The following is a 14,888-nucleotide window of genomic DNA, read 5'->3' as shown; positions in this document are numbered from 1 at the left end:
CTTTTAGAAACCCCTTATAAACAAGGATTATTGTTAATAATTTTCTATTTCCAAACTATAACAGGATACCGCCTTAGGTAAATTATGGACATTTATCATTATTATGGGCATGTAGCCGAAAATTATACATAAAACAATATTCATCTAGGGAGAACACATATTATGAAACACAGTTATTCAGGGACATTGATTACATATAACCTTTTACTAAAATGTTATTTAAGAATGAAGTTATTGGTCAATACTGCTGATGTAGCCCTATCAACATCTCATTTAACTCTTTTTTGGGGTGGTAACTTGAAATGAGATGCGCTATATATGCTCGTGTATCAACTGAATTAGATTCACAAAAAACTTCAATTCATAATCAAATTGACCTCTTTACTAATTATATTGCTGAAAAAGGCTGGGAGATTACGAAGATTTATACAGACAAACAATCTGGTACTAAATCAAATCGCCCTGGTTTAAAAGCACTTATTGAGGATGGAAAGAACGGAAAATTTGATGTCATCCTTGCTAAAGAATTATCACGGTTAGCTCGAAGCGGCCAACTTTCTTACAAAGTAAGAGATATATGTTTAGACCATAGTATCGATATTGTGTGTCTAGATGGCTCTATTAACACTTTAGAAAAAGACGATAGAAATTTTGGATTATATGCTTGGTTATATGAAAATGAATCTATCTCTACTAGTAAGAGAAGCAAAACAGCTAAGAAAACAAAAGCCAGAAGAGGTTTATTCGTAGGATCTAATCCTCCCTACGGCTACTACAGTGATAAAGGAGTCCTTAAAGTCCGCGCAGATGAAACTCCAAATGTTGTAAAGCGGATTTATAATGATTATATTGAGGGACAAGGTATGGATTCTATCGCAAAGCAACTTTCTCTTGAGAAAGTTCCTACTCCTTCATTAATTGCTAACAAGTCCAATGCAACAGTTTACTGGCATGCTTCAAGTATTAAATTAATTTTAAGTAATCAACATTATTGCGGTGATTTAGTCCAAAACCGTACAGAAACAGTATCAGTAACGAAAACCAAGCGTAAACCTGTTTCTAAAGAAGACATGATTATTCTAGAAGGAACTCACGAAGCCATTATTTCAAGAGAAGTATTTCAAATCGTACAGACAATGTTAAAGAATCGTATGCGAACCAAAACTGCACCTAAGAAACATCTTTTCACTAACGTATTATATTGTTCTAACTGTGGCAAAGGCATGTGGTATAAACAAAATCAACGTGGTTATCGCTGTGGTGGAAATATTAAGCATGGAAACATCTTTTGCCCAAATCGCACAATCGTTAGAGAAAAAGAACTAAAGTACGCGATTTTAAATGATTTAAACGAGCTAACAAATGGATTTAGTACTGAAGATTTGCTAAAGCAAGTTGAACAAAAACTAAATTCTAAACAACGTAAATTGCAGAACGAACTGGTTCAAGTTGAAAGCAAAATTAACAATTGGAACGATCGAAACCAAAAATATTTTGACTCTTATTGTGATGGCATTATTACACATGAACAATATGAACAGTACAGCAAGAATAATCTTGAAAAAATTGCTCAGTCTGAAGCGGTTAAAGCACAAATTAACATTCAGTTAGAAGAATGTAAAAACCAAACCTTTACAATGGATTTGAAGTCTAAATTAAAAGAATTTGCTTCCATTCAAGATTTAACCACTAAACTGCTACATTCTTTAGTGAAAAAAGTAACTTGTACTATTGATGGGAATGTTAATATTCACTATACTTTTGTGAACCCTTTCCAATAAAAAATAAAAGAAAGACAACACCCCTAAAGGGTTAGTTGTCTTCTTTTAAAATGAGTTGCGAGACCGATTCCACATGCGTCGTATGCGGAAACATATCAACGGGCTGCACTTCCACCGTTTGATAGCCGCCTTCTTCAAGAATCTTGAGATCACGCGCCAGCGTTGCCGGGCCACATGATACGTAGACGACTTTCTTTGGCTTCATTTTAAGAATCGTTTTTAATAATGCTTCGTCACAGCCTTTTCTTGGCGGATCAACGACGATGACATCCGCTTTAATACCTTGCTTGTACCAGTTAGGAATGACAACTTCAGCCTCTCCTACTTCAAACTCAGCGTTATCTATATTATTCAGCTTAGCGTTGCGCTTAGCGTCTTCAATCGCTTCAGGAACAATTTCTACTCCGTATACCTTCTTGGCTTTTTGCGCTAAAAACAGAGAGATTGTCCCAATTCCGCAATATGCGTCAATGACCGTTTCTTCTCCTGTTAAATCTGCATACTCAAGCGCTTTGTCATAAAGTACTTTCGTTTGCTCTGGGTTTACCTGATAAAATGACTTGGCTGAAATAGCAAACTTAACGTCGCCGATATAGTCATAGATATACTCTTCACCCCAAAGTACGTTGGTTTGATCACCCAAAATAACGTTTGTGCGCTTTGTATTGACGTTTTGAACAATTGATTTCACGTTTGGTACGGCTTTAACGATTTCTTCAATGATATGCTTTTTGTTTGGAAGCTCGCTTGTGCGAGTAACAAGCACAACCATAATTTCTCCCGTCGTTAAGCCGTAGCGAGCCATGATATGGCGAATCGTTCCTTTGTGCTTTTGTTCATGATAAGCGGGAACATTGTACTTTTCAAGAATGCTTTTAACAACTTGAACAACGTCATCGTTTTCTTGCTGTTGAATTAGGCACATGTCCATATCAATGATGTCATGGCTGCGCTGCTGATAGAAGCCAGCCACTAAGCCACCGTCTCTACTTGCAACAGGAACCTGAGCTTTGTTACGGTAGCGCCAAGGATCTGTCATACCTATTGTTGGTAGCACCGGAACGTTTGGAAGGTGACCAATTCTTTCCATTACCCCTTGAACCTGCTTTTGCTTGAACGACAGCTGACCTTCGTAACTTACGTGCTGCAGCTGACAGCCGCCGCACTGCTTATACACAGGACAGGGAGGTTCTACGCGCGCTTCGCTCACCGTACTGTGATTCATAAGTTTTCCAAACGCATAGCCTTTTTTTACTTTTATTACTTTTACTTGGCCGCTTTCGCCAGGCAATGCGTTCTGAACAAAGATTGGAAAGCCGTTTACTTTGGCTACGCCTGAACCATCATGTGTTAAATCTTCAAACGTAACATCTATATAATCATTTTTTTCAACTGGTGGTGTTAACTTTTCCATTTATCGTACATCCTTTGTATTTAAAAATGCTGAACTGATTGTACCACATCGATTCTCTTTACACAAAAGTCGGTCACATGAAAAAAGATCGCAGTTAGGCGATCTCATTTTTCTCCATTAATTTTGCTGTCTCTTTTGGGACAAAAACTTCTACATGTCGATATAAATTGACAAATTCCCCAGGCAATAATCCACCGTATTCTCCATCAAGATTCAGCTGCATCTTATCGCTTGTATGAATCTTAACGCGATTTGCTTTTGTATAAATAATGTGAGGGTCATTGATGTGCTCTCCGCGTAGCGCTAATGTTGCAATACGAATAAACTCAGCTAAGTTAGCTTTTTTCAAGATAATTAAATCAAACATCCCATCATCTAAAGAGGAATCTGGCGCTAGCTTCTCAAAGCCTCCAACAGAATTTGTTAAAGATACTAAAAACATCATAATATCTCCGCTAAAAAACTTACCATCATACTCAATTTCCACCGTGGTTGGCTTAATTGAAGGCAGCATTTCCATTCCTTTTAAGTAGTAAGCTAGCTGACCCAGCATAGTTTTTAATTTACTAGGCACTTCGTACGTCAACTCTGTTAAGCGGCCACCACCTGCAATATTCACAAAGTGATGCGTTTCCCCTTCATTGGTAACTGCACCTAGATCTATCGCTTTTGGTACACCGTTAATGATAACATCAACCGCTCCTTCAATCGTACGAGGAACGTTAATTGCACGAGCAAAGTCATTGGTTGTTCCTACTGGAATAATCCCTAGCTGCGGACGATAGTCTTGTCCAGCAATGCCGTTTATAACTTCATTAATCGTTCCATCACCGCCAGCAGCAATGACGATATCAAATTTGCGCTCCACTGCTACTTTGGCAGCTTCTGTCGCATCACCAGCACAGGTAGTCGCATGACAAGACGTCTCATAACCAGCTTGCTCTAGCTTTTGAAGTACCTCTGGTAAATTCTTTTTAAAAATTTCACGCCCCGATGTCGGGTTATAAATGATTCTCGCTCTTTTCATTTTCATCATCCTAATAATGATAATTTATCAAAATCCAAACCAATTCAATATCTACATTATATACATATGCATAATCTCTATTCCAAAATAAGACCCCCTCTTAAAATAGCAGCTACAATTTTACGAGGGGGCAATCATCACATGATGTAAAGAAATTACCTTACGCTAATTAGCGCTTTTTAATTTCTTCTAATAAAATTTTGTTAACCATTGGAGGGTTGGCTTGACCTTTTGACGCTTTCATAATTTGCCCTACTAAGAATCCAATTGCACGATCTTTACCGTTTTTGAAATCTTCAATTGATTGAGGATTTGCATCTAACGCATCCGTTACGAACTTGCGTAGCGTTGCATCGTCAGAAATTTGCACAAGGCCTTTTTCTTTTACGATTTTTTCTGCGCTTCCACCATTTTCAATTAACTCTTTGAAGACTTTTTTCGCAATTTTAGATGAAATTGTGCCTTCTTGAATTAATTTAATCATGCCAGCTAAGCCTTCTGGAGTTAATGCCACGTCGGCTAACTCTTTTTGGTTTGAGTTTAAGTATGCTGATACTTCACCCATTAACCAGTTAGAAGATAATTTTGCGTCTCCACCAGCTTCAATCGTTGCTTCAAAGAAGTCAGACATTTCTTTTGTTAGCGTTAATACCATTGCATCATAAGCCGGTAACCCAAGCTCTTCAACATAACGTTTCTTACGAGCATCTGGAAGCTCTGGAATTGACGCACGGATGCGCTCTTTCCACTCATCATCAATATGAAGTGCTACAAGATCTGGCTCTGGGAAGTAACGATAATCATCCGATCCTTCTTTTACACGCATTAAGAGTGTTTCACCTGTTGATTCATCAAAGCGACGTGTTTCTTGCTCAATGATTCCACCAGCTAGTAATACTTTCTCTTGGCGCTTTTCTTCATGCTCCAGACCACGACGTACGAAGTTGAAAGAGTTTAAGTTCTTTAGCTCTGTTTTTGTACCGAACTTCTCTTGTCCAACTGGACGTAGAGAAATATTGGCATCACAACGAAGTGAACCTTCCTCCATCTTACAATCAGATACGCCTGTGTATTGGATGATAGATTTTAATTTTTCTAAATATGCGTAAGCTTCTTCCGGAGAACGCATATCTGCTTCTGATACGATTTCAATTAAAGGCGTACCTTGACGGTTAAAGTCTACTAGAGAGTAACCATCACCTGTATGCGTTAATTTACCCGCATCTTCTTCTAAGTGAAGTCGGTTAATACGAATACGCTTTGTTTCACCGTTTACTTCAACTTCAATCCAACCGTTTTCACCAATTGGTTTATCAAATTGAGAGATTTGATAAGCTTTTGGGTTATCCGGATAGAAATAGTTTTTACGGTCAAACTTTGTATCTGTTGCGATTTCACAGTTTAATGCAAGAGCTGCTTTCATCGCGAAGTTAACCGCTTCTTTATTTAGAACTGGCAGTACGCCAGGATATCCCAAGTCGATAACGCTTGTGTTCGCATTTGGCGCTGCTCCGAACGCGTTTGGACTTGCTGAGAAAATTTTAGATTGTGTCTTAAGCTCAACGTGTACTTCAAGACCGATAATCGTTTCAAAGTTCATCTTCTTCTCACCCCTTACAGTGCTGGTTTCGCTTTATGATGCTCAGTTGCTTGTTCGAATGCATGAGCGACGCGATAAATTGTGCTTTCATCAAAATGCTTACCGATAATTTGCAACCCTAATGGTAATCCGTTCGCAAGGCCACAAGGCACAGAGATACCTGGTACACCTGCAAGGTTTACTGGGATTGTTAAAATATCATTTGCATACATTGTTAACGGATCATCTGTCTTTTCACCAATTTTAAACGCTGGTGTTGGCGTTGTAGGACCAATGATAACGTCATAGTTTTCAAATACAGATTCGAAATCTTCCTTAATAAGTGTACGTACTTGCTGCGCTTTTTTATAATAAGCATCATAATAACCTGAGCTTAACGCAAATGTACCAAGCATGATACGACGCTTCACTTCGTTACCAAAGCCTTCGCTACGCGTTTGCTTGTACATTTCAAGTAAGTTTTCAGCATTATCTGTGCGGTATCCATAACGTACACCGTCAAAGCGAGATAAGTTTGCAGAAGCTTCTGAAGAAGACAGTAAGTAGTATGTTGCTAAGGCATACTTAGAGTGTGGTAATGAAACCTCTTCCCAAGTTGCGCCAAGGCTTTCTAATACTTTTAATGCATCTAGTACTGATTGACGAGCTTCTTCGCCAACGCCTTCACCTAGATACTCTTTTGGTACAGCAATTTTAAGACCTTTAATATCACCAGTTAAAGCAGATACATAGTCCGGAACATCTACGTTTGCAGAAGTTGAATCCATTGGATCAACACCTGAAATTGCTTGAAGTAAATATGCATTATCTTCAACTGAGTTTGTGATTGGTCCGATTTGATCTAAAGAAGATGCAAATGCAACAAGACCGTAACGAGACACGCGTCCGTATGTAGGTTTTAATCCAACAACACCGCAATAAGCCGCAGGTTGACGGATTGAACCACCCGTATCAGAACCCAGTGAGAATGGTACTTCTCCAGCTGCAACAGCCGCTGCTGAACCACCGCTTGATCCACCTGGTACATAGTCTAAATTCCATGGATTGCGAGTTAATTGTAGGCCAGAGTTTTCAGTCGAAGAACCCATTGCGAACTCATCCATGTTTAATTTACCAATCGTTACTGCTTCAGCTGATTGTAGCTTTTGAACAACCGTTGCGTCATAGATTGGATCAAAGTTTGCTAGAATTTTACTTGAACACGTTGTGCGTAAGTCTTTTGTTACGATGTTATCTTTTACACCGATAGGCATACCAAATAACAAACCAAACTCATCTTTCGTTTGTAGCGCTTCGTCTAGTTGTTTTGCGTAAGCACGAGCGTTGTCCTCGTTCAGTGCTAGGAAAGCACCCACTTTATCATCTACTGCGTTAATACGCTTATACGATTCTTCTACTAGGTCTTGTACACTTACTTCTTTACTATGAAGAAGCTTATGTAATTCTGAAAGTTTACGATTAAATAATGACATCGTAAAGCCTCCTTTCTTATTCTAAAATAGTTGGTACGCGTACGTATCCATCTTTATGGTCTGGCGCGTTTTTCGTTACATCTTCAACAGGTAATCCTTTTGCTGGCTTGTCCTCACGCATTACGTTTTTCACGTCTAATACGTGTGAAGTTGGCTTTACATTTGTAGTATCCAATTCGTCTAATTGCTCAGCGTATGTAATGATTGCATCTAATTGCTTTGTAAATAAAGCTGCTTCTTCATCTGTTACAGCTAATCTAGCTAAATGTGCAACATGTTTTACTTGTTCAACAGAAATTCTTGACATGTTCGTTCACCTCCGAATATTCGTCCCACTACAATATACTGATAATACCAAACTTCACTAGCATCAAGCAACATTTCTGAGAGTAGTTCCATAAATATAAAATCTTCCTTTTAAAATGATAGGGGTTACACTCTATATTCCTCTAGAAAAGGGATTTTTCTCCTGGATTTATTTAGAGTGTTACTCTTTTCTTCTAAATGAAGAGCTCTTTGACATATATATTAATAACCTCTTCATAAGCTTCTTAATCAGAAGTATAAGGGTAAATAAAAAGGTCGAAAATGAATATGACCGCTAGTAAGGAGTGTGAACACATTATGAATCCATTACTCATTTACTCGACTATTCATAAGCGTCCTGTCTACCAAGAGTGTCTGAACTGGTTTGTTCTCGATGACGAATTTTCATTTAACTTGCATCAGCTGCAAAAGCAAGTTTTCTCTTGTCTAAACCGCCAATTCACAACCCCGGTTGTGTTTTGTGACTCTTGTGAAGCAAATAAAATTGTGTCTGAACTTGAAGAAGAAGAAGCAGAATTTCTTCAATATGCTTCCGCCGTCTATTGGAGAGAAGTTGGAATTATTTTCATATTTAAATTCGAGGATTATTTACCTTTGGTTGAAACGCTGTTTCACGAGTTGCGTCATGTCATGCAAGAGGATATTCCTTTTTTCAAAAAGCAATTTGAGTTTGATAAAAAGCTTCCATATGAAGAGCGAAAAACTGAAAAAGATGCATTTCAGTATGCCAAGAGCCACCTGCAAAAATTTATGAAATCTCATCAAAACACACCCTTTGTCTCACAATGAAAAAGCCGCTCAGATGAGCGGCTTTTCACTTAGTTTTCGTAAATATGCACGGTTGGCGTTTCTTGATCAGGTTTACGGATAATTAATGCTTCCGGACCGTTTACAGACGTGATGGAAATACTTGTTTCCATATAGTCTGGGAAATGATCAAGCATTAATCCAGCAACGTACTGAGTAAACCCAACAATTTCACCTTTTCCGTAAAATTGAATTGGAATTTCAATGGACATTCTCTGCATCTGACCATCGATATAATGACCTTTCCCTACTACGCTTGTAAAGTTCGGGAAGTAATCTTCAATTTGTGCTTTGAATTCATTAAACTTCATTGCATCATCGCGATAGTCTTTATCGGCAGCAGATGACGGGAATAGGTAATACTTTTCATCAACTTTATCCCACCCGTTCACTGAGTTACGCCCTTTGCCAGCTTGGCCAACGCTAATAAAGTTACCAGGTGTTAAAGAAGATTTTGGATTTTGCTTAAAGATTGCCACTGTGATTGGTACTTGTTCTAGTCCCTTCTTTTTACGCATACGATCCACGATGGTATTTGCTATCTCTTTGCCTCGCTCTTCAATTTCTTTATCATCGAGCTTAACTTCACGAGCGTATCCATCTTCTTGCGTATAGTAGTGGACAGAGTTCATGGCCAGACCAATAACTACCCCGCCAAGCGCAACTTTATCGTCACCGTCTTGAACTAAGTAGTTTTGCTCCGTAATATGGGCCAAATACATTGGGCTTCTTTCATTTCGTGCTTTTAAGTCTCCATCACCTGTATCGGCCGGATTGAGACCTTCATTCTTTAATGAATCACGATCATTTTCCTTTGTCTTATCCTTTAGTTCTTTAAACTGCGCGTCTGTTTTCTTACGGCTTAACCATGAACGAATCGTCTCTTTGTCTAGATATTGTCCTTCTTGGAACACATATTTGTCAGGTGAAAAATCATCTTGTGCTAGACGCATTAATCCTGTTTCAAACTCTTGAATATCAAGGCGATTATTCATATTCGCTGCTACAAGGCCTCTCGCTACTCCCGGTTTATAAGGAAGAATTGTTCGGTAATATTCATCTGAAATGCTGTATTTTGGGATAACAGCTTTTTCATTTTTATCATCTGTTTGTTGAACAATCTCTTCCTCTTTCGAAAAATTAGGTGCACATGCTGAGGTTATAAGCATGACCATAAGAGACAGTAAAAATATCTTTTTCAACTATACACACCTCTTATTTGTTTAATTCAATAAGTAACCTCGCTTCGTCCCATACTTCAATGCCAAGCTCATTTGCTTTAGCAAGTTTAGAACCTGCGTCTTCCCCCGCAATGACAAGGTCTGTTTTCTTACTTACACTACCTGTTACTTTTCCGCCTAAAGCTTCAATCTCCGCCTTTGCTTCGTTTCTGCCTAGCTCTTCTAATTTACCAGTTAACACAATCGTTTTACCAGCAAAAACAGAATCAGAATCTCCTACATTGACGGGTTTTGGACCTTTATAGGTCATGTTAACGCCGGCTTCTTGAAGCTCGCGCAACAGCTCTTGCACTTCCTCTTGTGAAAAGTATGTAACGATTGCATCGGCCATCTTGTCACCGATCTCATTAATTGTCACTAACTCATCATACGTTGCTTTTTGCAACTTGTCCATCGTATCAAATTGCTGTGCTAGAGTTTTTGCTGCTTTAGCACCTACGTGACGAATACCTAAGCCGAATAACAATCTTTCAAGAGAATTTTCTTTAGAAGCTTCAATCGCTTTTAAAAGATTATCTGCTGATTTTTCACCCATTCGCTCAAGCTCAATTAGCTGCTCTTTTGTTAGTTCGTAAAGATCTGCTACGTCTGTGATTAACTCTTCTTTAAAAAGTTGAGTAATTACTTTCTCTCCAAGACCATCAATATTCATGGCATTGCGAGACACAAAATGAATGAGACCTTCACGAATTTGAGCAGGACAACTCGGGTTAATACAGCGAAGCGCTACTTCCCCTTCTAAGCGGACAAGCTCACTCTCACATTCCGGACAGTGGGTTGGCATCGTAAACTCTTGCTCGTTGCCTGTTCGCTTTTCAGTAATGACATTCACAACTTCTGGAATAATATCACCGGCTTTTTTAATAACTACTTGGTCGCCGATGCGAATGTCTTTTTCACGAATCAGGTCTTCATTGTGTAAAGATGCGCGCTGTACGGTCGTACCTGCAACCTGCACTGGTTCCAAAATGGCCGTCGGCGTAATAACACCTGTACGTCCAACCGTTAGCTCAATATTTTTTAGAGTTGTTACAACTTCTTCTGCCGGAAACTTATAAGCTATTGCCCAACGCGGGCTTTTTGCTGTTGTACCGAGCTCAACCTGCTGCTCAAACGCATCGACTTTAATAACAATCCCATCGATATCATAGGCAAGAGATGGGCGTTTTTCCTGCCAGTTTTCAATGTAAGCAAGAACTTCTTCAATGGTAGCACACTTTTGACGCTCTTTATTTGTTTTAAAACCAAGATGGTCTAAAAGGTCTAAACTTTCACTATGAGCTTCTACATCCTGTTCTCCAACATCCGTCATTGCATACACAAAAATATCAAGATTTCGTTTCGCTGCAATTTTAGGATCTAATTGACGCAATGAACCAGCAGCAGCATTACGAGGGTTTGCAAACGGAAGCTCTTCATTTTGAATCTTAGCTTCATTTAACTTCTCAAATGACTTTCTCGGCATGAATGCTTCTCCGCGTACTTCCATCGTAACAGGCTCTTTTACACGAAGAGGAATTGAGCGGATAGTTTTTAGATTCTCGGTAATATCTTCACCAATCGTTCCGTCTCCGCGCGTAGCTCCGCGTACTAGGTAGCCATCCTCATAAAGTAAAGAGATTGCTAAGCCATCAATTTTCAACTCGCATACATAGGAAAAATCATCTCCTACCGCTTGGCGAATACGCCGGTCAAAATCACGCAAATCCTGCTCATTAAATGCATTTCCTAAGCTTAGCATCGGCGTGCGGTGCTCAACCTTTTGAAAGGCATCAAGCACCTGGCCGCCAACGCGCTGAGTAGGAGAATCCTGCGTTTTTAACTCTGGAAATGCTTCTTCTATTTTAATCAGCTCATTCATTAAGCGGTCGTATTCCGCATCGGGAACGGTTGGCTGATCTAATACGTGATACTCATAGTTATAGCGGTTTAACAGCTCATGCAATTCTTGAATTCTTTGTTTGCTCGTTTCAAGATCCATATCCTTACTCCTTCTTCACACATTATACTTTTGTTACGGGTGCAAATTTAGCTAACAGACGCTTTACTCCCACTGGGCTTGGAAACGCAATGTCCAATTCTTTTGAGTCGCCTTCTCCTTTAACGCTAACGACTGTCCCGATACCCCATTTTTTATGCTCCGCTTTGTCGCCAACACCCCAACCAATCGATTCGCCACCGGTAGAAGTGAGCGTTGTTTTCGCAACGGCAGCTTGTCTGCGAGCAGCATACGGTGATGTGCTTCTTCCACTTGGCTGCATCGGCGATTTCTTCGCTTCGTTCAACGACTCGATTAGCTCTGATGGAATTTCGCTAATAAAGCGTGATGCCGGGTTAACGTTTGTCTTACCGAATAGTGTGCGCATTTGTGCATTCAATAAGTAAAGTTCTTGTTCCGCACGCGTAATTCCAACGTATGCTAAGCGACGCTCTTCTTCCATTTCCATATCTTCAAAGAGCGAGCGACTGTGTGGAAATACGCCTTCTTCCATACCAAGTAAGAAAACTACTGGGAACTCAAGCCCTTTTGCAGAGTGAAGAGTCATTAAAATCACTTGTTCGTTCTCATCTTCCTCTTCATCAAGCTGGTCGATATCGGCCACAAGCGCCAAGTCCGTTAAGAATGCGACTAGGCTTTTGTCCTCACTTGCTTCTTCAAAGGTTTTCGTAACAGATAAAAACTCATCAATGTTTTCTAATCGACTTTGAGCTTCAATTGTTTTTTCCGTTTTGAGCGCTTCTCGGTAGCCCGTTCGCTCTAGCACTTCTTCTACAAGCTCTGTTACGGACATGTAATCCTGCATTTGAGCTAGGTTGTCAATCATTGCTTGAAAATCTCGAAGCGTACTCGTTGCTTTGCCGGTTACCCCAATTAACTCCACTTCATCAAGTGCTTTAAAGATTGAAATATCATGGGTTAGTGCATAGTTTGCCACCTTATCAACAGACGTTGCTCCTACGCCTCTCTTTGGTACGTTCACAATGCGCGTTAAGCTGATGTCATCATCTTGGTTTGCAATTAAGCGTAAATAAGCCAGGATATCTTTAATCTCTTTACGATCATAGAACTTAATTCCGCCAACGATTGTATAATTAATATTTGATTTTAGTAAGACTTCCTCCATCACACGCGACTGGGCGTTCGTACGATATAGAATGGCAAAATCGCTATATTTACGTTTACCAGAATCTATGGCTTCTTTAATTTTACGCGCTACGAATTGAGCTTCATCATGCTCACTCATTGCCTGATAGCGATAAAGCTTTTGGCCATCCACGTTTTCTGTCCATAAGTTTTTCGCTTTTCGATTCATGTTGTTGGCAATGACTTCGTTTGCTGCTGCTAAAATATTTTTTGTTGAACGATAGTTTTGTTCTAATAAAATAACCGATGCTTTTGGATAATCTTTTTCAAAGGAAAGGATATTGGTAATATCCGCGCCACGCCAGCGATAGATCGATTGATCTGAGTCCCCAACTACGCACACATTTTCAAAGCGCGCTGCTAGCAATCGAACAAGCATATATTGCGCATGATTTGTATCTTGATACTCGTCAACATGAATGTATTGAAACTTACGCTGATAGTAAGTGAGCACTTCTGGTACTCGCTTAAAGAGCTGAATCGTCGTCATAATTAAGTCATCAAAGTCCAGCGCTTGATTTTTCTTAAGGCGCTTTTCATACTTTGTGTAAACCGTGCTTACGACTTCTTCATACGGACCCGCAGCCGTTTTTGCGAAATCATCCGCTGTTTTTAGCTCATTTTTCGCTGAACTGATGCTTCCTAGCAACGATCGTGGGTCAAACTTTTTCGGATCCAGGTTTTCTTCTTTTAAGATGTTTTTAATAACGGATAACTGATCCGTTGAATCGAGAATAGTAAAGTTTCGATTATAGCCAATTCTGTCAATGTCGCGGCGTAAAATACGCACACACATGGAGTGGAACGTCGAAATCCAAATATCTTCTGCTACTCCACCAACGATTGCGCTAACACGTTCTCTCATCTCGCGAGCCGCTTTGTTTGTAAACGTAATTGCAAGGATATTCCAAGGCGCCACTTCTTTTTCAGCCATTAGATACGCGATGCGATGCGTGAGCACACGCGTCTTTCCACTTCCTGCACCAGCCATAATTAGCAACGGCCCGTCCGTTGTTTTTACCGCTTCTTTTTGCTGAGGGTTTAACCCTGTTAATAATTTTTCACTTAAAAAATTCATCATTTCACCGCCTAATCAAACATATGTTCTATTTTACTTCACTTTATTTTCCGTTCGCAACATTCTTTTTCACTGCATCTACTGTTTTTAATGCTGTTGATAAATCGTCATAGATTATGTTCCCAACAACTACTGTGTCTGCTATTCTTCCCATTTCAGCAGCCTGCTCTTTCGTTCTAATACCGCCACCGTAGAAAAGATTGGTATTGGTTAACGATTTTTTTACTTTTTCAACGATATCCGGATTCCCGTACATACCGCTATACTCTAGGTAAAAGATTGGTAAATTAAACATTCTTTCTGCCATTTGTGCGTACGCTACAATATCGTCAGCGTCTAAATCCGTTTTCGCACTCGTTAAGGTTGCTACTTTGGCTTCTGAATTTAGCACGCAGTACCCTTCTACAAAGATTTCATCCCAATCCATAATTTCTCCATACTCTTTCATTGCGTGATGGTGTAAGCCAGAAATCCACTTGGGATCACTGCTGTTTAATACAGTTGGAATAAAGTAAGAGTCAAAGCCAGGAGTAACTGATTCAATTGTTGATACTTCTAAAGCACACGGCACCGTATAGCGACGAATACGCATCAAAAGCTGCAGTACATTATCTAACGTAACACCATCTGAGCCACCTACGATTACCGCGTCTGTACCGGACTCGCATACTTTTTCTAGCGCTTCATCTGAAATTTCCTTGTTTGGATCTAATTTAAATACGTGTCTCCATTTTTTTACGTCGTACATTGTATGAACCTCCATCTATTTATCCCGCAACTCTTCACTATGCGTTAACTTAACGGACTACTTTCCATTTGTTCATTATAACAAAACTAAGATTGGGAGACGAAACGAAAACCAATCTTTTTTGTCTACATCAATTAAAGTGAAAAAGGCATTTTGTTATAACGGTTATTGTATCCCTGCATAGGATATGCTAATATATAGCTACAAAATTGTATAGCCATACTTTGAAGGATTAATAGTACTTAAAC

At 39.5% G+C, this 14,888-nt stretch carries 11 protein-coding genes; 2 read left to right on the top strand and 9 right to left on the bottom strand.

Annotated features, from left to right (window positions below; genetic code table 11):
- Positions 1-302: 302 nt before the first annotated feature.
- Positions 303-1,781: a recombinase family protein gene (locus NIZ91_01605; GenBank protein USY55412.1), complete on the top strand. Its 1,479-nt coding sequence runs from the start codon at positions 303-305 to the stop codon at positions 1,779-1,781.
- Positions 1,782-1,812: 31 nt separating this feature from the next.
- On the opposite strand, the gene rlmD is transcribed toward NIZ91_01605, so the two are convergent.
- The 5 genes from rlmD to gatC all read right to left on the bottom strand — a co-directional run bounded on the left by rlmD (position 1,813) and on the right by gatC (position 7,601).
- Positions 1,813-3,195: a 23S rRNA (uracil(1939)-C(5))-methyltransferase RlmD gene (rlmD, locus tag NIZ91_01600; protein USY55411.1), complete on the bottom strand. Its 1,383-nt coding sequence runs from the start codon at positions 3,193-3,195 to the stop codon at positions 1,813-1,815.
- Positions 3,196-3,289: 94 nt separating this feature from the next.
- Entirely contained in the window at positions 3,290-4,222 is a 933-nt protein-coding gene (locus NIZ91_01595) for a diacylglycerol kinase (GenBank protein ID USY55410.1), read from the bottom strand.
- 169 nt (positions 4,223-4,391) lie between these two features.
- Positions 4,392-5,822, bottom strand: coding sequence for an Asp-tRNA(Asn)/Glu-tRNA(Gln) amidotransferase subunit GatB (gatB, locus tag NIZ91_01590; GenBank protein ID USY55409.1), 1,431 nt, complete (start codon positions 5,820-5,822; stop codon positions 4,392-4,394).
- A gap of 14 nt (positions 5,823-5,836) precedes the next feature.
- Positions 5,837-7,294 carry an Asp-tRNA(Asn)/Glu-tRNA(Gln) amidotransferase subunit GatA gene (gene gatA / locus NIZ91_01585; protein ID USY55408.1) on the bottom strand — a complete coding sequence of 486 codons (1,458 nt, stop codon included), beginning with the start codon at positions 7,292-7,294 and terminating at the stop codon, positions 5,837-5,839.
- Between the two features lie 16 nt (positions 7,295-7,310).
- Entirely contained in the window at positions 7,311-7,601 is a 291-nt protein-coding gene (gatC, locus tag NIZ91_01580; protein USY55407.1) for an Asp-tRNA(Asn)/Glu-tRNA(Gln) amidotransferase subunit GatC, read from the bottom strand.
- Between the two features lie 317 nt (positions 7,602-7,918).
- Here gatC and NIZ91_01575 point away from each other — a divergent pair, with 317 nt between their 5' ends.
- A complete protein-coding gene (locus NIZ91_01575; protein USY55406.1) occupies positions 7,919-8,410 on the top strand; it encodes a DUF3920 family protein in 492 nt (163 codons plus the stop codon).
- A gap of 29 nt (positions 8,411-8,439) precedes the next feature.
- Here NIZ91_01575 and NIZ91_01570 read toward each other — a convergent pair whose 3' ends face one another.
- From NIZ91_01570 to NIZ91_01555, 4 genes are read right to left on the bottom strand one after another with little or no spacing between them, the layout of a single operon-like run.
- A complete protein-coding gene (locus NIZ91_01570) occupies positions 8,440-9,630 on the bottom strand; it encodes a CamS family sex pheromone protein (protein ID USY55405.1) in 1,191 nt (396 codons plus the stop codon).
- A 13-nt stretch (positions 9,631-9,643) separates the two neighbouring features.
- Complete coding sequence (ligA, locus tag NIZ91_01565; protein ID USY55404.1) at positions 9,644-11,650, bottom strand: NAD-dependent DNA ligase LigA; 2,007 nt, start codon at positions 11,648-11,650, stop codon at positions 9,644-9,646.
- Between the two features lie 22 nt (positions 11,651-11,672).
- Positions 11,673-13,892, bottom strand: a complete 2,220-nt coding sequence (gene pcrA, locus NIZ91_01560) for a DNA helicase PcrA (protein ID USY57062.1) — start codon at positions 13,890-13,892, stop codon at positions 11,673-11,675.
- 43 nt (positions 13,893-13,935) lie between these two features.
- Positions 13,936-14,640 (bottom strand): heptaprenylglyceryl phosphate synthase, encoded by a 705-nt coding sequence (locus NIZ91_01555; protein USY55403.1) that lies wholly within the window; start codon positions 14,638-14,640, stop codon positions 13,936-13,938.
- Between the last annotated feature and the right edge of the window lie 248 nt (positions 14,641-14,888).

Source organism: Bacillus sp. 1780r2a1, assembly GCA_024134725.1.
GTDB lineage: Bacteria > Bacillota > Bacilli > Bacillales > Bacillaceae_H > Priestia > Priestia aryabhattai_A.
The sequence above is the reverse complement of the archived record's forward strand: the minus strand, read 5'-3'. Positions and strand labels throughout refer to the sequence as shown.

Excerpts from the sequence above, each read along its gene's own strand:
- rlmD (USY55411.1), bottom strand. The coding sequence starts at position 3,195 with ATGGAAAAGTTAACACCACCAGTTGAAAAAAATGATTATATAGATGTT.
- gatC (USY55407.1), bottom strand. The coding sequence starts at position 7,601 with ATGTCAAGAATTTCTGTTGAACAAGTAAAACATGTTGCACATTTAGCT.
- pcrA (USY57062.1), bottom strand. The coding sequence starts at position 13,892 with ATGAATTTTTTAAGTGAAAAATTATTAACAGGGTTAAACCCTCAGCAA.
- ligA (USY55404.1), bottom strand. The coding sequence starts at position 11,650 with ATGGATCTTGAAACGAGCAAACAAAGAATTCAAGAATTGCATGAGCTG.
- NIZ91_01605 (USY55412.1), top strand. The coding sequence starts at position 303 with ATGAGATGCGCTATATATGCTCGTGTATCAACTGAATTAGATTCACAA.
- gatB (USY55409.1), bottom strand. The coding sequence starts at position 5,822 with ATGAACTTTGAAACGATTATCGGTCTTGAAGTACACGTTGAGCTTAAG.
- NIZ91_01555 (USY55403.1), bottom strand. The coding sequence starts at position 14,640 with ATGTACGACGTAAAAAAATGGAGACACGTATTTAAATTAGATCCAAAC.
- NIZ91_01595 (USY55410.1), bottom strand. The coding sequence starts at position 4,222 with ATGAAAAGAGCGAGAATCATTTATAACCCGACATCGGGGCGTGAAATT.
- gatA (USY55408.1), bottom strand. The coding sequence starts at position 7,294 with ATGTCATTATTTAATCGTAAACTTTCAGAATTACATAAGCTTCTTCAT.
- NIZ91_01575 (USY55406.1), top strand. The coding sequence starts at position 7,919 with ATGAATCCATTACTCATTTACTCGACTATTCATAAGCGTCCTGTCTAC.